The 22649-nt window shown below is 39.3% G+C and carries 19 protein-coding genes; 10 read left to right on the forward strand and 9 right to left on the reverse strand.

What is annotated here, in order from left to right:
- Positions 1–20: 20 nt before the first annotated feature.
- The 6 genes from AB669_RS02295 to AB669_RS02320 form a co-directional block, all read right to left on the reverse strand.
- A complete protein-coding gene (locus AB669_RS02295) occupies positions 21–938 on the reverse strand; it encodes a DUF58 domain-containing protein (protein WP_047797635.1) in 918 nt (305 codons plus the stop codon).
- An 84-nt stretch (positions 939–1022) separates the two neighbouring features.
- A complete protein-coding gene (locus AB669_RS02300; protein ID WP_047797636.1) occupies positions 1023–1808 on the reverse strand; it encodes a hypothetical protein in 786 nt (261 codons plus the stop codon).
- A gap of 304 nt (positions 1809–2112) precedes the next feature.
- The gene (locus tag AB669_RS02305; RefSeq protein WP_231582617.1) at positions 2113–3327 is read right to left on the reverse strand and encodes a PQQ-dependent sugar dehydrogenase; all 1215 of its coding nucleotides are present in this window, start codon (positions 3325–3327) and stop codon (positions 2113–2115) included.
- Between the two features lie 167 nt (positions 3328–3494).
- Positions 3495–3815 (reverse strand): thioredoxin, encoded by a 321-nt coding sequence (gene trxA / locus AB669_RS02310; protein WP_047797638.1) that lies wholly within the window; start codon positions 3813–3815, stop codon positions 3495–3497.
- Between the two features lie 159 nt (positions 3816–3974).
- Positions 3975–8405, reverse strand: coding sequence for a DNA polymerase III subunit alpha (dnaE, locus tag AB669_RS02315; protein WP_047797639.1), 4431 nt, complete (start codon positions 8403–8405; stop codon positions 3975–3977).
- Positions 8406–8605: 200 nt separating this feature from the next.
- Positions 8606–9058, reverse strand: coding sequence for a lipocalin family protein (locus tag AB669_RS02320; RefSeq protein ID WP_047797640.1), 453 nt, complete (start codon positions 9056–9058; stop codon positions 8606–8608).
- Positions 9059–9186: 128 nt separating this feature from the next.
- Here AB669_RS02320 and AB669_RS02325 point away from each other — a divergent pair, with 128 nt between their 5' ends.
- The 7 genes from AB669_RS02325 (at position 9187) to AB669_RS02355 (ending at position 15021) form a co-directional block, all read left to right on the forward strand.
- The gene (locus tag AB669_RS02325) at positions 9187–10125 is read left to right on the forward strand and encodes a malate dehydrogenase (RefSeq protein WP_047797641.1); all 939 of its coding nucleotides are present in this window, start codon (positions 9187–9189) and stop codon (positions 10123–10125) included.
- Positions 10126–10142: 17 nt separating this feature from the next.
- Positions 10143–10568, forward strand: a complete 426-nt coding sequence (locus AB669_RS02330; RefSeq protein WP_047797642.1) for an aspartyl protease family protein — start codon at positions 10143–10145, stop codon at positions 10566–10568.
- A 113-nt stretch (positions 10569–10681) separates the two neighbouring features.
- A complete protein-coding gene (locus AB669_RS02335; protein ID WP_047797643.1) occupies positions 10682–11221 on the forward strand; it encodes an SRPBCC family protein in 540 nt (179 codons plus the stop codon).
- A 152-nt stretch (positions 11222–11373) separates the two neighbouring features.
- The gene (locus AB669_RS02340) at positions 11374–12051 is read left to right on the forward strand and encodes a response regulator transcription factor (protein WP_047797644.1); all 678 of its coding nucleotides are present in this window, start codon (positions 11374–11376) and stop codon (positions 12049–12051) included.
- A 2-nt stretch (positions 12052–12053) separates the two neighbouring features.
- A complete protein-coding gene (locus AB669_RS02345; protein WP_047797645.1) occupies positions 12054–13403 on the forward strand; it encodes a cell wall metabolism sensor histidine kinase WalK in 1350 nt (449 codons plus the stop codon).
- A gap of 168 nt (positions 13404–13571) precedes the next feature.
- The gene (locus tag AB669_RS02350) at positions 13572–14069 is read left to right on the forward strand and encodes a hypothetical protein (RefSeq protein ID WP_047797646.1); all 498 of its coding nucleotides are present in this window, start codon (positions 13572–13574) and stop codon (positions 14067–14069) included.
- Positions 14070–14094: 25 nt separating this feature from the next.
- A complete protein-coding gene (locus tag AB669_RS02355) occupies positions 14095–15021 on the forward strand; it encodes a bestrophin family protein (RefSeq protein WP_047797647.1) in 927 nt (308 codons plus the stop codon).
- A gap of 154 nt (positions 15022–15175) precedes the next feature.
- On the opposite strand, the gene gyrB is transcribed toward AB669_RS02355, so the two are convergent.
- Positions 15176–17134: a DNA topoisomerase (ATP-hydrolyzing) subunit B gene (gene gyrB / locus AB669_RS02360; RefSeq protein WP_047797648.1), complete on the reverse strand. Its 1959-nt coding sequence runs from the start codon at positions 17132–17134 to the stop codon at positions 15176–15178.
- Between the two features lie 320 nt (positions 17135–17454).
- On the opposite strand from gyrB, the gene AB669_RS02365 reads away from it, so the two are divergent.
- From AB669_RS02365 to AB669_RS02375, 3 genes are all read left to right on the forward strand, one after another.
- Positions 17455–18051: an OmpH family outer membrane protein gene (locus AB669_RS02365; RefSeq protein ID WP_047797649.1), complete on the forward strand. Its 597-nt coding sequence runs from the start codon at positions 17455–17457 to the stop codon at positions 18049–18051.
- Between the two features lie 94 nt (positions 18052–18145).
- Positions 18146–18628: a nucleoside deaminase gene (locus tag AB669_RS02370; RefSeq protein ID WP_047797650.1), complete on the forward strand. Its 483-nt coding sequence runs from the start codon at positions 18146–18148 to the stop codon at positions 18626–18628.
- A 92-nt stretch (positions 18629–18720) separates the two neighbouring features.
- Complete coding sequence (locus AB669_RS02375) at positions 18721–19482, forward strand: EcsC family protein (protein WP_047797651.1); 762 nt, start codon at positions 18721–18723, stop codon at positions 19480–19482.
- Between the two features lie 46 nt (positions 19483–19528).
- Here the strand turns inward: AB669_RS02375 and AB669_RS02380 are convergent, their stop codons facing one another.
- Both AB669_RS02380 and AB669_RS02385 read right to left on the reverse strand, forming a co-directional pair.
- Positions 19529–21304 carry a serine hydrolase gene (locus AB669_RS02380; protein WP_156166628.1) on the reverse strand — a complete coding sequence of 592 codons (1776 nt, stop codon included), beginning with the start codon at positions 21302–21304 and terminating at the stop codon, positions 19529–19531.
- Between the two features lie 17 nt (positions 21305–21321).
- Positions 21322–22641 (reverse strand): RagB/SusD family nutrient uptake outer membrane protein, encoded by a 1320-nt coding sequence (locus tag AB669_RS02385; protein WP_047797653.1) that lies wholly within the window; start codon positions 22639–22641, stop codon positions 21322–21324.
- Positions 22642–22649 lie beyond the last annotated feature (8 nt).

The following is a 22649-nucleotide window of genomic DNA, read 5'->3' on the forward strand; positions in this document are numbered from 1 at the left end:
AAATGCCAGTTGTTTGTCAGCTAGCCTAACTTTTGCCGCTTAATTAAATAAGCCTGTAAAATAGGGTAAAACCCTTCATTAATGTCCGCATCAATCAGGTCGATCTTATATTGTGCACACTTCAAGGATATCTGTTGCCGGTAACGGGAAATGGCCGCAGAATAATTTTCCTTCACCTGGTTAGCATGCACCTTAATGGTTTCCCCGGTTTCCATATCTACAAATTGGTAAGGTCGGTTTTCGTAATTAAAATTAACCTCCTTTGATTTATCTGCAACACTAAAAACCACTACTTCATGTTTATTAAATTTCAAATGCTGCAATGCGTCAAAAAATGCATCCGTATTTTCCTGGCTCATACCAGTGTTAAAAAGATCGCTAAAAATGATAACTAACGACCGCTTATGAATTAGCTCAGAAACCTGATGCAAGGCCTCGCTCAGGTTTGTTTTTGCATTTACATTTGGCTTATGCAACAATTCTTCAAGCTGTGTAAATAAATACTTCTGGTGAACGGTGGTGGATTTTGCAGGAGAGCTAAGTAAAATTTCATCTGTAAACAAGCTCAATCCGAAGGCATCCCTTTGCCTTTTAAGTAAATACATCAATGATGCCGCCGCCTGAATAGAAAATGTTAATTTGTTGTTTCCGGGCTTTGGAAAGTACATTGAAGAGGAAACATCAATCACAAACTGAGCACGAAGATTGGTTTCTTCTTCGAAACGCTTGCTATATAGTTTATCGGTTTTTGCAAAAAGCTTCCAGTCTATACTTTTAACATTGTCGCCGGTATTATATTGCCGGTGCTCTGCAAACTCCACAGAAAAACCATGAAAAGGACTCTTATGCAAACCCGTAATAAAACCCTCAACCACTTGCTGAGCCAATATTTCCAGATTTCCAAAGCTGGTTTCATTATCGTAATTAACAGACTGCATATTGTAAAGCTAAAAAAAAGCCGGTAGAAACCGGCCTCTTTTAGCTCGAATATTTATTCGCTGACGCGAAATATCACGTTATTGTTATGCACTGGTAAGAGGTAGCTTAAGGGAATACCTTCCCCACTTATCCGAACCCTTTTTTCCGGGAGCATGATGATATCGTGCACCAATGATCCCTGCCGGATGAAAGGCTTTGCTATTGAAAATTACTGAACTGGAAGAGTGATTACCCACAAACAAAACTGATGCACTAATGATGACCAGACACCTCGCAGGAAAGTCAAATTCAAAATTTTCTCCAGTAGGCCCATCAACATAACGGATAAAATCGTAGGATGAGAGGTCACTGAATGAATGCGTGCCTTTTTCGAGATTAAAGTAATCCACCCTAATATTTAATTGACTATGAGAAAAACCCAATGGATAACGAATATCCTTTATTAAATACTGCGGAACCATGATGCTGAATTTTTGATCCCCCCAGGTAATTGCCGGAAACTTTAATAAGCTATCCTCAAGTAAACTGCCGGCATTAAAGTTAAACCCGTTTAGCCTGTCAAAACTTTGATTGCTAAAAAGAAAGGTACCATCCGCCTGCCGGTGTTGATACAAAATAGTCGAAATCTGACTGTTCATCCGGTTGGCCATCTTTAAATCGTACCACCGATTGTGGATGGGGGTCAAGGCTGTTCTAACTACTCTGGCAAACGGACTGATATACTTTCCAAATATCGCCGCCGCTCGTTTGGTAGCGGCCGTTTGCTTAACCTCTTCCGGCTTTGACCTCACCACAGTAATGTCGCCGACTTGCGAGAACACCATACCGGCTAATGAGCCTTTGATGTTTTTTCCATAAAAAATTGCCATAATATTCCTTTTAAATTAGTTTTCTTTAAAAGGATGCGAAACACAATAGAGGAGATTGATTCAGGATGAAGTGATTTGAAAAGGCATCATTACGTACGCCCTATCAGTTTCCTGCTTATATCCTGTTTCCCATAAAGTTACTTTAAAGATTGATCAAAACCAAACGGTTTCCGCAGTCTATGCGATTTCTGCGGACTTACTGCGCTCAAACCCCGCTCGTGCATCTCATTTGCAACACATAATATATAAAAAAATCCCAAACTCACAAGTGAGTTTGGGATTAAGTATGCAGCTAAGTTCGTGCTTACTTTTTGGAAATCTTAAACAATTTCCCGTTATCAGTAACTGAAAACAGCGCACCGTCTTTCTCAACCATATCACGGAATCGCCCGCCTTTTCCTTCAAGCAATCGCTCTTCACCTACAATCTTATTATCTTTAATCACCAAACGGATAATATGTGAGCCACCCAATCCTCCAACAAAAAGATTTCCCTTCCACTCCGGTATTGTACTGCTGTTATAAAAGGCAATACAGCCTGGAGAAATACTCGGATTCCAGTAATAAACAGGCTGCTCCATTCCTGCTTTCTGTTGAATACCATCCCCTACCTTATTACCACTGTATTCAGTTCCGTAGGTTATAATTGGCCATCCATAGTTCTTACCCGGTTTAATGATGTTAACTTCATCGCCACCTTTCGGACCAAATTCTGCCTCCCATAAATCGCCTGTCTGAGGATTGATGGCTAATCCATCTGGATTGCGTAGCCCTAAGGCATATATCTCTGACCTGGCATCTGCTTTACCTGCAAATGGTCCGCCCGCAACCGCCTTCCCATCTGTTGTTAAATGCAGAATTTTACCTAACGAAGAATTCAAATATTGAGCCTGTATTCTAATGTCACCACCCGAACGCTCTCCCGTACTCACAAACAAATTTCCACTTTTATCGAATACAATACGTGATCCATACTGAAGTTTACCTCCGTAGGCGGGGGTAGCACGGTAAATGATGGTCTGGTTTTCTATTGCCGTTTCACTATCCGCCAGTTTTCCCTTTGCAATAGCCAGTAAAACACCTTTAGTTTGAGGCTCAGAATAAGCCCAGTAAATCATTCTGTTCTTCGCAAAATCCGGATCCAGCGTCACATCCAGCAATCCACCCTGACCTGAATCATCCACTTTAGGCAAGCCATTAATCACCTTGCTCGATTTTCCATCAGCAGTAAGGATAACCATATTGCCACCTTTTTGAGTAATTAAGAATCCACCCGAAGGAAGCACTGAAATAGCCCAGGGCCGGTCAAGTTTTTCATTAAGTATACTTATAGATAATGGCGTAGTAGTTTTTACACCAGAGATACGTGTTTGGCCTTCAAACGCAGGTTTATAATCTGCAGATGGCGGATTAGTTTCCACAGGATTTTGAGCCGATACACATGCAATATTTGCACAGTTTAAAGCAATACCCGTAAATACTAAACCTAAGGTTTTGTTAGTGAATAGGTTCATAGACATGATTAGATTTTAATTAAAGGAACAAAAATATTTCTGCAATAAAAAACCCGGACTCATTAAAGGAACCCGGGTTTTAAATATGTTACAGGACTTGAGTACTTACATTGATAATCAGCGCCGGAAAACAAAATCCGTGCCTGAAAATTTCAATACTTAATTTCCCTTATCTATGCAATTTGTTTGTTTAGTTTCTCAGCCAATACTGATTTTGGAACTGCACCAACTTGTTTATCAACAACCTGACCGTCTTTGAAATACAATAAAGCCGGGATGTTACGAATACCAAACTGCATAGAAATTTGAGGGTTATTATCCACGTTTACTTTTCCTACTACTGCTTTTCCATCGTACTCCTTAGCGATTTCTTCAACAACCGGGCCTACCATGCGACATGGGCCACACCATTCTGCCCAAAAATCTACTAATACGGGTTTATCTGACTTTAATACAAGCTCCTCGAAGTTTGCATCTGTGATTTCTAATGCCATAACTATTTTTTTTTATGTTCAAATATATATATTCAATTGTAATGCCAGTAACTGTGTAATGTCAATTTGACATTACTTTGAGGTAGAGGGTATCGATGTTAAAAATGAAAGATTCTTGGATGCCTGACCCTTCTGCCATTTAACCTTCAGCCTTCTGCCTTAGTTAAGCTTGTAATTAACAACATTCAACCCCACCAATTGTTCCAAAAACTTATTATTTGGATTGATCTTTAGGTTCTTTGAAGGCAAATCCAGCATGATCTGTTTTTCACTATCGAAAACCGCAAAGTTAAGTTGGCAGTTCTGCTGTTCAGAGTTTGCCTTATTGTCTGCTAATATCGCTTCAATTTCTCGCATTAATTCTTCATTTACGCGCTCTATTGGAACTTGTATAGTCAGGCTCTTAGCCAGTTTATCCCTCAGTTCCGACATTAAATTAATCGCGGTAATTTTAAACTCCCAATCTCCGGCTTTTCCAAAACGTTCACCTACCCTACCCCTGATTTGAAGGAAATACCCTTCAGTCAAAAAGGATTTAAACTTTAAAAAATCTTCCCCAAACAACGCCATCTCACAAGCGTCATCATAATCCTCAAAAACAAAGGTTCCAAAAGGCTTTCCGGTCTTGGTAATTCTCTGAGATGCTGATACTACTAACCCCCCAACACATAACTCACGATTCTTAAGTTTATCAAACTCGGCTAAAACCTCTTCATTCGAATCACCCATCCTAACTTTATTGATGACGCTGAGTTGCTTAACACTATTGGTGCAAAAGCGATCTAATTCAAGCTTATAGTTGTCCAGAGGGTGCCCGGAAAGAAAAATCCCGATAGCATCCTTTTCATATTTCAATCGGTCCATTAACGCCCATTCTGGTGAAACAGGTAAACTGGGCTCTAAAATCAGGTCTGCTTTTGAACCCCCGAAAAGAGAACCTTGCGAGGTACTTTCATTATTCTGAAAATCATTGGCAAACTTGATGATTTTCTCTATCCCATTCATTTTATCATTGGGGCCGATATAAAAATACTGTGCCCTGTGGCCACCGAACGCATCAAATGCACCACTATATACAAAACTTTCGTATGCTTTTTTGTTAACAATACGGGTATTCGAACGCTTCGCAAAATCATACACTGAAGCATAAGCCCCATTTTCCAGTCGCTCCTCAATAATGCTTTCCACTGCCTTTTCTCCAACACCTTTTACTGCCGACATTCCAAACCGGATCTCCCCTTTTTGATTTACCGAGAACTTAAGGTCTGACTCGTTAACATCAGGTCCAAGGACCGTAACACTCATCTGACGGCATTCCTCCATAAAGAACGCTACCTGCTTAATGTCACTCATGTTATTTGAAAGTACCGCAGCCATATATTCTGCCGGATAGTGAGCCTTTAAATAGGCAGTTTGATAGGCAATCCAGGCATAACAGGTAGAGTGCGACTTATTAAACGCATAAGAGGCAAATGCCTCCCAGTCTTTCCAGATTTTCTCAAGGGTTGTAGCATCGTGACCTTTTTCCGCAGCCTGCTTTACAAACTTAGGCTTCATCTTGTCAAGAACGTCTTTTTGCTTCTTACCCATCGCCTTACGCAAAACGTCGGCCTCACCTTTGGTAAAGCCAGCCAGCTTCTGCGACAAAAGCATCACCTGCTCCTGGTAAACGGTAATACCATAAGTTTCCTTCAGATATTCCTCACAGGCATCTAAATCGTACTGAATTTCTTCTTCACCATTTTTACGTCTTACGAAACTCGGAATGTACTCCATCGGACCTGGCCTGTAAAGTGCATTCATCGCAATTAAATCGTCAAATACCGTAGGCTTTAACTCCTTCATGTACTTCTGCATACCCGGACTCTCATATTGGAATATACCAATGGTCTCCCCGCGCTGAAACAGCTCGTAAGTCATCACATCATCTATCGGAAAATGATCCGGGTTAAGCATAATGCCATGCCGCTTTTTAACCAGCTTTACAGTATCCTTAATCAGCGTGAGGGTCTTCAACCCCAGAAAGTCCATCTTTAATAACCCCGCACTTTCTACAACTGAGTTATCAAACTGCGTAACATATAAATCAGAATCCTTTGCCGTTGCAACCGGAACAAAGTTGGTAATATCGCTTGGTGTAATAATTACCCCACAGGCGTGAATACCGGTATTCCGAAGAGATCCTTCTAAAACCTGTGCCTGCTGTATAGTTTCGGCACTTAAATCTTTTAAGGATCCCAGATTTTTCAGTTCAACCACTTTCTCATACTCATCCGGACGTAAGGCTTCTTTCAATGCCTTTTCGTCGAGATTGAAAATCTTTGCCAACTTCATATTTGGAATGAGTTTGGCAATTTTATCTGCTTCAAATAAAGGCAAATCCAATACCCGGGCAGTATCCCGGATAGATGACTTAGCCGCCATGGTTCCATAAGTAATAATCTGAGCAACCTGGTTGGCTCCATATTTATTAATTACATAGTCCATTACGCGCCCACGACCCTCATCATCAAAATCGATATCAATATCCGGCATCGAAACCCTGTCCGGATTCAGGAAACGCTCAAAAAGCAGATCGTATTTAATCGGATCAATATTGGTAATCCCTAAACAATAGGCAACAGCCGAACCTGCCGCCGACCCCCTGCCAGGCCCCACTGATACATCAAGGTTACGTGCTTCAGCAATAAAATCCTGTACAATCAAGAAATAGCCTGGATAACCAGTCTTTTCAATGGTAGCCAGCTCAAAATCCAAACGTTCAGTGATAGCTGAAGTCAAGTCGTGATAGCGTCGCTTTGCACCCTCGTAAGTAAGATGGCGTAAAAACTTGTTTTCACCACGCTTTCCACCATCTGATTCATCTTCCAGGACCAGAAACTGCTCAGGAATGTCGAACTTAGGTAAAAGTACCTCGCGGGCAAGCTTGTAGGTTTCTATCTTATCTATAACCTCTTGTATATTTAAAATCGCATCCGGCAAGTCGGCAAAAAGCGCCTTCATCTCTTCTCCCGATTTAAAATAGTACTCCTGGTTTGGCAAACCATACCGGTAGCCTCTTCCGCGTCCTATAGGAGTGGCCTGTTTCTCCCCGTCTTTTACACAAAGCAAAATATCGTGGGCATTGGCATCTTTTTTACCAATGTAATAAGTATTATTGGTGGCGATTAATTTCACCTCATGCTTTTTAGCAAGTGAAATCAGGGTTTCATTTACGCGGTCTTCGTCCTCCTGATGGTGGCGCATTACCTCAATGTAGAAATCATTACCAAACTGCTCCTTCCACCACACTAATGCCTCTTCAGCCTGATGCTCACCTAAATTCAAAATTTTATTGGAGATTTCTCCTGAAAGATTACCAGACAACACAATAATATCGTCCTTATACTGCTCAATCACCTGCCTGTCTATTCTGGGCACATAATAAAACCCTTTTGTATAGGCAATCGACGACATTTTAGCTAAATTGTGATAACCATTTTTATTTTTTGCCAACAGCACCATCTGATAACCATTATCTTTTGATGTTCTGTCCAGGTGGTTATTACAAACAAAAAATTCTACACCAACAACTGGCGTCATCACCACTTCTGTAGGCCGTTGGCCTGCTTCAATAGCTTCAGCATTTTTGGCTTCTGCGGCCTTGTTATGATTTAGAACTGCATTCACAAAATGAAATGCACCCATCATATTAGCATGGTCGGTCATCGCCACCGCAGGCATTTTATTCGCCGCCGCAGCTTTTACCAATGCCGGAATACTGATGGTACTCTGTAAAACCGAAAACTGCGTATGGTTATGTAAATGAACAAAAGTTGCCGCAGCAAGCTCTTGCTTATTCTCCTCAAGTTCCCTTTTCGAAACACCTCCGTCAGCCTTCTGCAAACGCTTACGAATCTCATCCGAAGCAGACTTTAAGTTCACATGCTGTATACCAAAACTGGGTATTGTTCCCGGATTAATCTCTCTGAACCGCGGAAAATATTCAGCATCTACAAGTAACTCTTCTTTCTTGAAAACCTCTTTCTTTACCAACTCCAGAAAACACCTCGTAGTAGCTTCCACATCGGCAGTTGCATTATGCGCCTCATTAAATGGCACACCAAATAAATAAGAGTGTAATTCTGTTAAGGTGGGCAACTTAAACTTTCCTCCTCTACCGCCAGGAAGCTTCAATAAATCTGCTGTTACCTCAGTACAGGTATCTAGAACTGGCATCTCTGCCATCCTGTTTTCTACACCAAAGCGATGAAATTCACAGCCCATAATGTTTACGTCAAAGCCAACATTCTGGCCGACAATAAACTTCGATCTGGAAAGCACATCATTAAATCTCACCAGAACTTCCTGTAGTGAGATCCCCTGCTCGGCAGCTAAATCTGTAGAAATACCATGAATTCTTTCTGCATCGTAGGGAATATTAAATCCTTCAGGTTTAACCAGATAATCCTGATGTTCAACCAATCTCCCCATTTCATCGTGTAGTTGCCAGGCAATCTGAATGCAACGTGGCCAGTTATCCGTATCGGTAATGGGCGCATTGTAGTTGCGTGGCAAACCCGTGGTTTCAGTATCGAAAATTAAATACATATTGTAAGCTAAAGAATGAACCGTTTCAGAATATTAACGGTTCTTCAAAAATACGGAATTTGAAAACTGAAGTTGTCAGGATTTTATCAACAAAAAACCGGGAACATAAATAATATATGTCAGCTTGAGGTTAGCTTACAAAAATTTATTTATGCCTTAAAGAGTCCACCTGGATAAGGGTATCAACGCTGACCTTTATTCTAAAAATGTTCCTGACTAACCAACTCACTTACATCATAGCCTTTCTCACGGCAGTTCTCAATAATATCAACGAGTAACTCCGCCTCCATTTTTGGTTCACGGGCCATGATAAACAAATATTTTTCATCAGGGTGCCCCACAACAACATAACTGTAGTCATTGGCAATCTCAATAATCCAATATCCAATTTTAAAAGGCCATAGAAATTGAGCCTTCATATCGCCGCCAGGTTTATCCTCACTAAAAAAAAGCTTGGACGTAACCGTATGTTCTTCTGGCTTACCGTTTTTATGATAGGTTGTTAAAACATCAAAGTGTTCATCTTGAGCAAGTGTATAAGTTTCCGTAGTTTGTTTCCAGTTCTTATCCATTAATGTAGGAATAGAATACAACGAATACCATTTACCTTCAAATGCCTTATAATCAATATTGCCAAGCGGTTTATTTTCCATGATGTTTTTTCCTCACCATATATAACCAAAAGCTGATTATAAAGTTTAGAAAAGGATTTTTTAACCTTATATTTATTTCTACCTTCGATTAACATTTGATGATAAGCAAACCTTTAAATTGAAAATATATGAAAGTAACGGTTGTTGGCGCAGGCGCTGTTGGAGCTACCTGTGCAGATAATATTGCAAGAAAAGAATTAGCAGATGAGCTGGTGCTATTGGATATTAAAGAAGGATTTGCAGAAGGCAAAGCCACAGATATGATGCAAACTGCAACACTTTTAGGTTTTGATACTAAAATTGTCGGTGTTACAGGCGACTATAGCAAAACTGAAGGATCTGACGTAGTGGTGATTACTTCTGGTTTACCCCGGAAGCCTGGAATGACCCGTGAAGACCTCATTGGTATAAATGCAGGTATCGTAAAGAGCGTAGCCGAAAACATATTGAAATTTTCACCTCAGGCAATAATCATTGTGATTAGCAATCCAATGGACACCATGACTTATCTGGCGTTGAAATCTTTGGGTTTACCTAAAAACCAGATCATAGGTATGGGGGGGACTTTAGATAGCTCAAGATTTAAATATTATTTATCACAGGCTTTAAAATGTAACCCTAATGATTTACAAGGTTTTGTAATAGGCGGTCACGGCGATACAACCATGATTCCGTTAACACGCCTGGCTACCTATCAGAGCTTGCCCGTAAGTAATCTATTAGATCAGAGCATATTAGATAAAGTTGCTGCCGATACAATGGTCGGGGGTGCAACCTTAACAGGTTTAATAGGAACATCAGCGTGGTATGCCCCGGGCGCTGCAGGTGCAGCACTTGTTGAAGCCATCATCAGGGATGAAAAAAAACTATTTACCTGCTCCGTTTTACTCGAAGGCGAATACGGCCAAAGCGATATATGTTTAGGCGTACCGGTAATTATTGGCAGAGGTGGTTGTGAAAAAATTATGGACTTTAACCTCACTGACCATGAACAGGTGGCATTTAACAAAAGCGCAGATGCAGTTCGAAATATGAATGCTGTACTCACAGAAATGAATCTGATTTAGGCTTATTAAACAATAAAATGAAATCAGTTTCAATCCCGCTCCAACTCATAAACTTACAAGGCGACGGTTTTCACCTCTTGGTGGAAATTGTTGTTTTTAAACAAAAACATTTTGCCGTGTTAGATACCGGCGCTTCAAGGACGGTATTCGATAAAAAACTGATAGAGCAGAATATCGGTGAGACAGTGAATATTTCTAATGAAATTAATGCTGCCACATTATTCACAACCACTTCTACTATCCAGGCAACAATTCCCGTCTTAAAAATTGGTAAGATAAAGATCAAAGAATACGAAACCGTAGCTTTTGACCTGCAATCTGTAAGCGAAACCTATGAGCAATTTGGACACCCGCCTATCATGGGAATTATTGGTGGAGATATCCTGAACGAACATAAAGCTATCATCAATTATGATAAACTGACACTGAAACTTTATAAGTAATACAATTATAATATTGAATGCGTTCACATAGCAATTCAAAATAGGTCACAATAGGATGTCATTTTGATTTGCATTGGTTTCTTTATAAATTTAAATAACTAAACCAATCAGATATGAAATTTTTAAAAATCTTACTGGCAATCATAGTGATACTCGTTATCGTTATTATTGCGGGAAGCTTCTTTCTTCCAAAAACCTATAGCGTAAGCCGTTCGATCAAAATTAATGCCCCCGATAGCACTATCTATAGAAATATTGCCGATTTTAAGGAATTCTACAAATGGAATCCCTGGGCCAAAATGGAGCCTTCAGCCAAGGTTAATTTTTCCGGAACACCCGCAGAACCCGGCCACGTTTACGAATGGATAGGTAAAGAAACCGGTGCTGGCCAGATGAAAATACTCAAAGTAGAAACCAATAAACTAGTAGACATCGATTTATTTTTCAAAGAACCCTTTGAAAGCCACGCCGACACTAAATTTGAAATCCAGCCTGAAGGCCCCGCAAATAAAGTGACCTGGACAATGAGTGGTGAAAATAACATGATCAGCAAGTGGATGTGCCTGATAATGGGTGGAATGGATAAAATGATAGGAAAAGATTTTGAAACTGGTTTGACAGATTTAAAAAAGAAATCAGAAAATACTCAATAGAAATTCGAAAAGCCTCACTACTATGCGAGGCTTTTTTTTGCCCATATTTTCTTTAATACACACAATTATTCACTTACTTCAATAAAAATCATTAAAATTAACCTCTGATTAATTAACTTAATATTGCTATCTCAAAAAACTAATTGTCCTTAATGAATTTATTACTTGTAGAAGATGAGCCTAATGTTGTTTCTGTAATTTCAAGAGGCTTAATGGATGAAGGCTTTACGGTAAGCGTAGCACCCGATGGATTGATTGGCAGGAAAATGGCAATCGAAAACCAGTTCGATATAATCATATTGGATATTATGCTCCCTGGTTTAAATGGTCTGGAGCTTTGTAAAATCATTAAGGAACAGAAGCCCAACTTACCCATAATCATGCTAACGGCCCTTGGAACAACCGAGAATGTAGTGAACGGATTAGATAACGGTGCCGACGATTACCTGATCAAACCTTTCAAATTTGCAGAGCTTTTCGCCAGAATCAGAATGTTAATGAGACGTTATAGCGGTATCTCATCATTGGATCAGGTGGTAACTGTTGCTGATCTGGAGATAAACCTAAGTGCAAAAACGGTCAAAAGAGCTGAACGCGAAATCACGCTTACTGCAACTGAATATCGTCTCCTGGAATACCTCGCTAAAAATAAAGGAAAGATATTATCCCGCATCGATATCCTGGAGAACGTCTGGGACATCGATTTCAACCTGGGCACCAACGTGGTCGATGTATACGTCAATTACCTGCGTAAGAAAATTGATAAAGGCGGCGAACAACAAAAGTTAATACACACTGCTGTCGGATTAGGTTACGTGTTAAAAGGTTAGGTATGCAAATCACCAAGAAGATCACTTTACTATTCGCCATTCTATCTGCGGTGATCATCTCCTTGTTAAGCGGTTTTGTATGGTACTTTGCTAACGAATTTGCTTTCGAGGACTTTTATAAGCGACTGGAAGCACGTGTAAATATTTCAGCACAAATTAAATTATATGAAGATGTAAACAATACGGCTTATGCAAAAATGCGTAACCAGTATCTGGAACGCTTGCCCTCAGAGAAAGCCTTTATTTTTGAAGCCAGCGCTCCAAAATCCAATCACCTCGACCGCGAATTACCACAGAGCTTTTATAATCGCATCCAAGCCGGATTCATGTCGCGATATCGTGTCGACAATCACTTCTATGCCGGTAAATCATTTAAAATAAGCAACAAAGATTACCTGGTTATCATTTCTGCTAATGATCCTGTTGGCTTCAGAGAGCTTAAAGATCTCCAGCGAATTCTGATAATAGGTTTCTTTTTATCAGTTTTTCTCTCTTTTGTGGTAGGATGGCGCTTTTCAAATTACATGTTGATACCCCTCAGGAAGGTAATCAAGAGCGTTAAAAAAATTAAAGCTGAAAACCTGCACATGCGATTAGACGTAAAACAAGGTAGCGATGAAATGTCACAACTCGCCGAAACCTTTAATAACATGTTAAATCGCCTGGAAACAGCATTCGAAACACAAAACAACTTCATTAGCAATGCCTCACATGAGTTAAGAACACCCTTAACCATTATTAGTGGGGAAGTTGAATTAGCGCTCAAAGGAACCCGTGACGAAATCAAAACATCTGCAGCATTACACAAAATTAAAGATGAGGCCGAAAGGTTAGAGCATATTTTAACTAGCTTACTTGGATTAGCTCAATCGGGATTTAATGGTAAAAATCAGCCATGGGAAGATGTAAGAGTAGACGAATTGCTTTGGGAAATCAGAGGTTCCGTTACTCAAGTACACCCCGAAAGCAACATCGAGATCGATCTGAACAAACTACCTGATGATGAACGCCGTCTTACCGTGAAAGCCAACAGAAATCTGTTAAAGCTGGCCATTTCAAACATTGTCAGTAACGCCTGCAAATACTCCAACGACAAATTGGTTAATATCGCAATTGAAAGTAGTGAGCATATTTTATCTGTAGCCGTTACAGATCAGGGAATAGGTATACCACAAACAGACATACAACATATTTTTGAACCATTCTACAGGGCTTCAAATACAAATGATTATAAGGGCTATGGCGTTGGTCTTCCACTTTCGTTAAATATTATCCGTCTACACCGTGGCAGTATCGCCATTAAATCTCAGGAAGGTATTGGCACCGAAATAAAGGTAATGTTGCCTGTTTAGGAATAGCATGGTCCACACTCCTGCCTCCATATGCTTCTTTAAAATTGAATTACCCATCTAAAAGAAATTCTAATCTCGTTTTAATCTTTTTCTTATCAGGCTGTAATACTGATCGGCTAAACTTGTATAAATCAATTATTAACTAATTCATTTAAACAATTAGTCGCCATGAAAACAGTATTAGTCCCAACCGATTTCAATTTAGAAAGCACAAAGATTATTGATGCACTGGTACAGACTCAACCTCACGAGACTTACAATATCATCTTTCTACATGCTTTCAAGCTGTCAGATTCAATAACTGATATGCTGATGCTGAGCAGAAGGAGCCGCGATTATGACAATATAAGCGATGAGTTCTATCAACAGCTAAATAATTATAAAGCAAAATATTCCGGTATAATTGAAAATATTGGGATTGAATATTTTTACGGAAGTACTGTTGCAGCCTTCAAAAATTTTCTCGATGCTCTTGAAGTAAGCAGTATTGCCTACCCTAAGGGATATAATTTTAAACCAATTAATAAATATAGTATCAATCCAAAGTTCTTAACAGAACGCTCCGGCTGCGATATATTGGAACTAACAATTATGGAAATTCAGAGCTCAGAAAATTTAATCGACACTAAAATTCACGATACTAGAAGAGAAGTAGTCGGCATTTAGATAATACACATTAAATTTTAAGATCATGCTGTTACGAAATAATATTCCACTCACTTATATATTTGGGAAAATAAAGAAAGAACTACTTTTGGTAATTGCCTATTCTGTCGGAATAGTGGTTTTATATCAAAATTTTCATGTTACCCGAATTTCAATTCCAGTAGCTGTCCCAGCTCTACTAGGAACAATTATTTCTCTGCTATTAGCGTTTCGATCTAATCAGGCTTACGACAGATGGTGGGAAGCGAGAACATTATGGGGCGCTATGGTGAATGATTCAAGGTCTATCTCCCGTCAGATTTTATCCTTTGTAGAAAACCCATATCAGTCAAATGAAATCGAATCGTTTAAGGAAAAGGTTATTAAAAGACAAATAGCCTGGTGCTACGCGCTAAGCCAATCTTTACGGGGCTTCAACCCACGTAAAGGATTAGAAGAATTCCTGACAGCTGAAGAAATGGCTTTTATTAAAAAAAGAAAAAACGTTACCGCAAGCTTGCTCGAATTACATGGAATGGACCTTAAAAAGGCCTTAAGCGAGGGGTGGATTAACAAATATCAGCAAATTGAAATTGACAAAACCCTAAGTGCGTTGTGCAATCATATGGGTGGCTGTGAGCGAATAAAAAACACGGTATTCCCTGTTACATACAGTAAATACATTAGCATGTCCATTCACCTTTTCATTGTACTATTACCTTTTGGATTAATCGAATATTTCGGATATATGGAGGTGCCTCTGGTAGTTGCGATTGCAGCTTTCTTTTTACTGGTAGAAAAAATGGCCGTGCATTTACAAGATCCCTTTGAAAACAAACCAACCGATACACCAACAACAACCATTTGCAGAACCATCGAAAGAGATCTGCTTCAAATGTTGGATGATAATAAAATATATGAGGATAAACCTCAAACAGAATTAGCGCCGTTTGGCTCTTATTACATTCTGTAGAAAGATCAATTCTTAGTTCTGTTCCTTAGTTTGGAATGGTTAGTTAACGCCATAAGCTTCTCTCCGGATGGAGAGAAGCGAAGGCAAAAAACCCCCCTTGAGCTTGGTGCTCAAGGAGGGGTTTTCAATTATAAGTCGGTACAGCTACTATTGATTAAGCATCAATCTTCGCATATTTTGCATTTCTTTCAATGAACTCTCTACGTGGTGCAACCTCATCGCCCATTAACATGGAGAAGGTGTGGTCACATTCTGCAGCACTTTCAATAGTGGCCTGCAATAATGTACGTGTTGCCGGGTTTAAGGTAGTTTCCCATAACTGATCGGCATTCATTTCACCTAAACCTTTATAACGCTGGATATGTACGCTATCTTCTTTACCTGCACCTTTTAATCTTTGTACCGCAGCATCACGTTCCACATCAGTCCAGCAGTATTCAAATTCTTTACCTTTTTTAACCTGATAAAGTGGTGGAGAGGCGATATAAACATAACCAGCTTCGATCAATGCCCTCATGTAACGATAAAAGAATGTTAAAATTAAAGTGGTAATGTGTGAACCATCAATATCAGCATCGGTCATGATTACGATTTTATGATAGCGCAACTTGGTCAAGTTTAAAGCCTTATTATCTTCAGGAGTACCTATACTTACACCGATAGCAGTAAACATATTTTTAATCTCATCATTTTCGTAGATTTTATGTTCCATCGCTTTTTCAACATTCAAAATCTTTCCCTTCAATGGTAAAATAGCCTGAATGTTCCGGTCACGCCCCTGCTTTGCAGTACCACCCGCTGAATCACCCTCTACCAGGTAAATCTCGCATCTTTCTGGATCACTGTCCGAACAATCGGCCAGTTTACCAGGCAAGCCCGAACCGCCCATCACACTCTTACGTTGAACCATTTCACGGGCCTTACGGGCCGCAGCGCGCGCAGTAGCTGCCAAAATCACCTTGTTGATGATCATTTTCGCTTCTTTAGGATTTTCTTCAAGGTAATTCCCCAAAGCTTCACCAACAGCAATATCTACAGATCCCATAACCTCACTATTTCCAAGTTTGGTTTTAGTTTGTCCTTCGAATTGCGGCTCCTGTACTTTAACAGAAACTACCGCAGTCAAACCTTCTCTAAAGTCATCACCGGTAATTTCCATCTTCACATTCTTTAACAAACCTTCCTTATCAGCATAGTTTTTTAAAGTACGGGTTAAACCTCTACGGAAACCCGCAATATGGGTTCCCCCTTCGTGAGTGTTAATGTTATTTACGTAGGAGTGAACGTTTTCAGAATAACTATCATTATACTGAAATGCCAGCTCAACAGGAATACCGTTTTTAATCCCTTCAATATAGATAGGTTCAGCCAGAATTGAAGTACGTGTACCATCCAGAAAAGCTACAAACTCCTTTAAGCCTCCTTCAGAAAGGAAAGTTTCGGATAGAAAAGATCCATCTTCAAGTGTTTCGCGCTCATCAGTCAAGGTAAGCTTTATTCCCTTATTTAAGAAAGACAGTTCACGTAAGCGCCCTGCTAACGTATCGTATTTATATTCGGTAGTTTGTGTAAAAATGGTAGCATCCGGACTAAATGTTACAATAGTTCCACGCTTATCAGTAATGCCTGTCTCTTTAACATCATACAATGGCTTACCGATGTTATACTCCTGCATCCAGATCTTACCCTCACGATGAACCTCTGCTTTAAGGTGAGTTGACAGCGCATTGACACAACTTACACCTACACCGTGTAAACCACCTGAAACCTTATAAGTATCCTTATCAAATTTACCACCCGCGTGCAAAACCGTCATCACGATCTCAAGGGCCGATTTGTTCTCTTTTGTGTTGATGCCAGTAGGAATACCACGGCCATTATCTTCAACACGTATAGAGTTTCCTTCCAGAATCCTGACGTCAATGGTATCTGCATGACCAGCTAAAGCCTCGTCAATAGAGTTATCCACTACCTCGTAAACCAGGTGGTGTAAACCTTTTACACCAGTATCACCTATATACATTGAAGGGCGCTTACGCACCGCTTCCAAACCTTCTAAAACCTGTATATTATCTGCCGAATAATTTGACTTTAAATCTTGTTCTTCGCTCATATTTTAAATAAAAACTATAAGTATCAAAAATACGGAAATTCCTGCACTTAAACTAATATGTGGATAAGTTTTAGGCTTTTAAAACCCGCCATAAACACGCTCAAGGTGAATTATTTGAACATTTAAACGGCAATTTCCGCTATGAAATCTGATATGCTTTCAAGGGCAAATTCTTCCGCTAAAGTTTTTCGAAGGAGGAATAATTAAATGATCTCAGAAAAGGCAAACTTATTTTTCAACGCTCAATACAGGCATAAAAAACTCTTAAATTGGATATCAAAACTAATTTATATAAGTTTGCTGAAATTTATTAAACAATAATGGAAAGAAGAACCTTTAAAACCTTTGGTTTATTTGCTACTGCTGCTTTAATTTCAGCTTTTTCTGCATGTCAAAACAAAGACGCTAAAACAACTGAAACTAAAAAAACAGATAGTACATCTGCAGCAGTATCTAAAAGCGAGCAAATTGTATTTGTTAATCAAGATTCTTTATTAAGCAAATACGAGTATTATAAAGACCTGAAAGTTAAATTCGAAGGTAAGTCGAAAAGCGCTCAGGCGGATATGCAGGCGAAAGGACAGGCATTTCAAAGAGAAGTGGCGCAATACCAGCAAAGTGCTCAAACGCTTTCTGCCGATCAACGCAAAGCAACAGAAGAGCGTTTAGGCCGTAAGCAGCAGGAGCTTCAAACCTATCAGCAAAATGCTGGTGGTGCATTGCAAAATGAGCAAGCTGTTGAAACAGAAAAACTTTATGATAAAGTTGCAGGCTATTTAAAAACTTATGCAAAAGAAAAAGGCTATAAATTAGTTCTCTCTTATACTAAAGGCAGCACAATTTTGTTTGCTGATGAAAGTTTAGATGTTACTTCTGATGTAATCAAAGGTTTAAATGCTGAATACAGTAAAAAATAATTAACTAATACAGTCAATCAGAAATGCTCCGTTTTACGGGGCATTTTTTTTGGACTAAATTAAACACTACCATTTGCTTAACTGTTTACACAATATGGAAAACAAAATGAATCACGAAGATTTTATGCGCATGGCCATCGAACTATCGCTCAAGAATGTGAACGAAAGTTTAGGCGGTCCATTCGGCGCAGTAATTGTAAAAGATGGAATTTTTATTGCAGGTTCGGCAAATAAAGTAACAGCCACCAACGATCCCACTGCACATGCTGAAGTTTCAGCAATCAGGTTGGCTTGCGAAAAATTAAACACATTTGATTTAAGTGGATGCGTAGTTTACACCAGTTGTGAACCTTGTCCAATGTGTTTAGGTGCAATTTACTGGGCTAGAATTGAAACCATTTATTTTGCAAACACAAAAGCAGACGCCGAATCTATTGGCTTTAGCGATAAGTTCATTTACGAAGAACTGGATAAACCAATGCACAGTCGTACTTTACCAGTTGTACAATTAATGCGAAATGAAGCACTCCAGGCTTTCGAACTTTGGGAAACCTCGCCATTAAGAATAAATTACTAGTAAATATATCTTGGCATTTAACCCTCTTTTTTTAATAGATTATTCTCATTTTGGTCGGTTAATTTACGGAATAATTATTGTTAAAAAGAGGTATGACCTATGAACAAAAAATTACCAGTGAACTGGAATTCTGGAAGTTTAAGATTTTGCAAAAGCCCTCTTTTTTAAGTCAGGCGACAGACAATATACAAAAGAAGATTAATACCTATATCCCGGATAGCGTACACCAGGCAATTACTACTGCGATTAAACAGATGGTTAAAACAGTATTGTTTGGATCAGCATACACAACAGCCAAAGCAATAACTGACCTAACTTTAATGCACCGCGAGGCATTGGTAAAAGATAAAATCGAAAATTACAAGAAAACCGGAGCAGCCGAAGGTGGAATTACAGGTGCCGGAGGTTTCCTGATGAGCCTTGCTGACTTCCCTTTGCTATTGGGAATTAAAATGAAGATGCTTTTTGGTATTGCAGCACTTTACGGCTATGACGTTAAAGATTACAGGGAACGCTTGTTTATTCTTCACATTTTTCAGCTGGCATTCTCCAGCAAAAATGAAAGTCAAAAAATATTTCATAAAATAGAGAATTGGGATGACCAGGCCCATCGCCTCCCAAACAGTATTGATGAGTTTGACTGGCTTACCTTTCAACAGCAATACCGGGATTATATTGACTTAGCTAAACTTGCCCAGTTATTGCCTTTCATAGGCGCAGCTGTCGGGGCAATTGCAAATTATAAACTTATCGATAAGCTGGGAAAAACTGCCATGATGGCTTACAGAATGCGCTATGTTAATATTCAAACAATAGGTGAACAAACTGCGACATCCATAGTGAGTAAAAATTAGCTGCTGTGTGTTACTTATTGAAGGTGTATATAAACCAATGCAATCATTAGTGCATAGCACGATAGATCACATCCATAATTTTTGATCTTGTATTCAGTGTATTTAAAGCTTTATTTTTATCATCAGGATATACCCTGTTTGATAAAAAAACATATACAAGATCATGCTTTGGATCAACCCAAATCGCGGTACCGGTATAACCAGTGTGCCCGAATACTTCATTTGATGCCAAGGTTGATGGATAACCTTTGGCCGGATCCGAATCCTTGCGGTCAAATCCGTAACCTCTTCTACTTACCTGAGACTGGCTGGATGTAAAGCGTTCCAAGGTCTCAGCCTTAATATAATTCCAACCGCCGTAAGAACCTTTGTTTAGCCACATTTGACCCAGAATTGCCATATCATTTGCGCTGGCAAAAAATCCAGCATGGCCGCTTACCCCGCCAAGCATTGCTGCCCCAGGATCATTTACAAACCCTTGCACAGGCATAGAACGCAACCATCCATCGTTTTCTGTTGTAGGAACGATATTATCTTTCTCAAACCTTTGGCGAGGTAAAAAACCTGCCCGTTGCATACCTAATGGTTTATAAAAATGATCTGCCGCAAAAACATTTAATGGCGTTAATGAAACCTTTTCTACTACTTCTTTCATGTAGTACATACTCAAATCGCTGTAAACGTATTTTCCCCTGGTTAAAAGTTGATCATTAAGCATTGCAGGCCACATGGTATCTTCAAAGTAATTCTTCCTCAAAAAATAACCGTCAGCCAGTTGGGTTGGATATTCTTTCGAATATAAAGTGTCAGTATCTTTAGGCTTTAGATACTCGTAAAATTTAATGTATGGAAAAAAGCCGGCCTGATGCAATAGAATCTCCTTTATCTTTAAATCTTTTTTTTCAGGCATTCCACGTGTTCTGGCAATGTATTTCGTAACAACACTATCAACAGAAAGCTTACCATCATCAACAAGTTTCATGGTTGTGTTGGTTGTCGCAGCTAACTTCGTTATCGACGCCATGTCATAAATATCATCAGCTTTTGTTGTTCTTACACGATCATATTTATGTGATCCAAATGCTTTATGATAAATCACATTTCCATTTTTTACGATAAGCACAACTGCTCCCGGAGTACCTTTCGCATCGATCGCATCTTTCATAATTGCTGCGATAGTATCTAATTTATCAGCATTCATACCAACTGATTCAGGCACTGTATAGTTTAACCGAACAGCCTTTCCATTAACAGCTATCCCGCCAAAAATTTCTTTGGCAGCACAGGCAGCACTTAATTCATCATTCAGATCGGTAGCAATCACGGATGATTTAAAGTCTGTACTAATGCCGCCAGAATAGCCTTTCTGGACGATAATTACTTTCTTATTTTTTTCAATTTCCTTGATAAAGGAGATAAGCAATTTACTGAGATTGCCATCAGTTTTCAAAATAACGTAGTTATACAGTTTGAGACGATCGTTTAAATCATTCAAACTCGATATATTGTTTGAATCATAAATCTTACTCAGGGTATCCACTTTTGTATACTTATTAACTAAGCTATCAAAAACGCTGTTATACTTAAATCCAAAATTCACACATATCATATTAAGATCTTGCAAACCAAATACCGGTAATTGTTTATTGCCATCATGCACCTTTAAATGGTTAATCGCTGTCTTTTCTGCTAAAACTAAGCTGATGTTAGCTTTATGTTGTTGAGCATAAGAATTAGTGATCCAAAGCAGGATAAAAATAAAAATGTAAATTCTACGATTCATGTTCTGTTCAACGTTTATAGAAAGAGCAACATTTTTCAATGTTGCTCTTAGGTTTATTATATAGCCGGATCGGCAGGAGTGTTTGGATTAGTAATCCTTTCCTGATCGGGATAGGGATAAAAGTTACGGTTCCTTTCAGATGTATCAGTTGGCGGCGCTGGCCTTCCAAATCGTCTGCTATCTTCAAGTCTTTGTCCCGTTAAGAAAAGTTCTGCGCACCGCTGCTTATAAACCTCCAGTAATAAGGCATCCTTAGATAGGGTACCCGCATAAGCAGGGAGCCCCCCATACACACCAAAAACATCTCCTGTAGTTTGAGTTCTTACTTCGTTTATCAACGAAAGCGCGTCATTGATCATTCCGTTGCTTCTTAAAATTGATTCAGCACGTATTAACTTCATTTCATCAGGGATATAAACAGGTATCTCTGCAGTTTGGTTAGTAGCAAATGCGTTGAGCTTCCTCACTGTCGTTGTTACCGTGCCTGTAGTTGTAGTAGTCGTAGATATGTAGAAAGCTTCTCTCCTGTCTCCTGCCTCAAATAATGTTGTTGGTAGGCCAAGATTTGCCTGAGGTGTATAGTATTGCAAATTAACAGCAGTATTCCAAAGTGGATTAACCGACGCTGTGGAATAGGTAAATACGTTTTTACTGGTCAAATCCACCGCAGAGGCGTTCGTAGCCGCAGCGGCATAATTACCAGCCATTAAATTATAACGGGCATTAAAAACATACAGTGCATTCTTCAAATTGAAATTAGTACCCGCAACATTTGCTGTGAAATCAGTTGTTACTGGATTAGCATTAATCTGACTAATAGCGTCATTCAGTAACCTGATAGCCTCAGTCAATACTGCCTGGCGAGGATAAAACACTGCCTTACCAGTTTTGTCTGTGTTGATGTTACTTTGTTCAAATGAAGTTGCTAAACTACCCAGGGCAATAGCTTTATATAGTTTTGCATGAGCCAAAACTCCGGAAAGTGTTCCACCAGATATAGTACTGATATTGCTTGCATTGTTAATTACATCCTCACTCATACTCATCAACTTCTGCAAACTAGACCACAAAGTCAGCAGATTCCCGTTAGCTGTGGGTAGTGCTACTCCTCCCGCTTCAAGCTCCAAGGTATTCGTGAAAGTTGCTGTCCCTTTAAGTTCCCTTGCCGTAACTGCAGGATAGAAGTATGAAGCTGCTATAACATTAGTCGAGTAGTATTGCCTTAATCCAACGCTTAAACCAAAAATTCCTGCACGCGTTGTAAGCACATCAGTTTCTGTAGGGGCATTAGGATTTGAAATATCTGTTTTACAGCTATTCGCAAAAAGCGCAAACACCAGTAACAAGCCTAATTTAATTTTAAATATCTTTTTCATTTTAAATT

It is taken from the genome of Pedobacter sp. BMA (assembly GCF_001027745.1).
Classification (GTDB): Bacteria; Bacteroidota; Bacteroidia; order Sphingobacteriales; family Sphingobacteriaceae; genus Pedobacter.

Coding starts and splice junctions, on each gene's coding strand:
- AB669_RS02340 (WP_047797644.1), top strand. CDS start 11,374: ATGAATTTATTACTTGTAGAAGATGAGCCTAATGTTGTTTCTGTAATT.
- AB669_RS02365 (WP_047797649.1), top strand. CDS start 17,455: ATGGAAAGAAGAACCTTTAAAACCTTTGGTTTATTTGCTACTGCTGCT.
- AB669_RS02300 (WP_047797636.1), bottom strand. CDS start 1,808: ATGGCAATTTTTTATGGAAAAAACATCAAAGGCTCATTAGCCGGTATG.
- AB669_RS02295 (WP_047797635.1), bottom strand. CDS start 938: ATGCAGTCTGTTAATTACGATAATGAAACCAGCTTTGGAAATCTGGAA.
- AB669_RS02350 (WP_047797646.1), top strand. CDS start 13,572: ATGAAAACAGTATTAGTCCCAACCGATTTCAATTTAGAAAGCACAAAG.
- AB669_RS02385 (WP_047797653.1), bottom strand. CDS start 22,641: ATGAAAAAGATATTTAAAATTAAATTAGGCTTGTTACTGGTGTTTGCG.
- AB669_RS02320 (WP_047797640.1), bottom strand. CDS start 9,058: ATGGAAAATAAACCGCTTGGCAATATTGATTATAAGGCATTTGAAGGT.
- AB669_RS02345 (WP_047797645.1), top strand. CDS start 12,054: ATGCAAATCACCAAGAAGATCACTTTACTATTCGCCATTCTATCTGCG.
- AB669_RS02370 (WP_047797650.1), top strand. CDS start 18,146: ATGGAAAACAAAATGAATCACGAAGATTTTATGCGCATGGCCATCGAA.
- AB669_RS02305 (WP_231582617.1), bottom strand. CDS start 3,327: ATGTCTATGAACCTATTCACTAACAAAACCTTAGGTTTAGTATTTACG.
- AB669_RS02325 (WP_047797641.1), top strand. CDS start 9,187: ATGAAAGTAACGGTTGTTGGCGCAGGCGCTGTTGGAGCTACCTGTGCA.
- AB669_RS02330 (WP_047797642.1), top strand. CDS start 10,143: ATGAAATCAGTTTCAATCCCGCTCCAACTCATAAACTTACAAGGCGAC.
- dnaE (WP_047797639.1), bottom strand. CDS start 8,405: ATGTATTTAATTTTCGATACTGAAACCACGGGTTTGCCACGCAACTAC.
- AB669_RS02375 (WP_047797651.1), top strand. CDS start 18,721: ATGACCTATGAACAAAAAATTACCAGTGAACTGGAATTCTGGAAGTTT.
- trxA (WP_047797638.1), bottom strand. CDS start 3,815: ATGGCATTAGAAATCACAGATGCAAACTTCGAGGAGCTTGTATTAAAG.
- AB669_RS02335 (WP_047797643.1), top strand. CDS start 10,682: ATGAAATTTTTAAAAATCTTACTGGCAATCATAGTGATACTCGTTATC.
- gyrB (WP_047797648.1), bottom strand. CDS start 17,134: ATGAGCGAAGAACAAGATTTAAAGTCAAATTATTCGGCAGATAATATA.
- AB669_RS02355 (WP_047797647.1), top strand. CDS start 14,095: ATGCTGTTACGAAATAATATTCCACTCACTTATATATTTGGGAAAATA.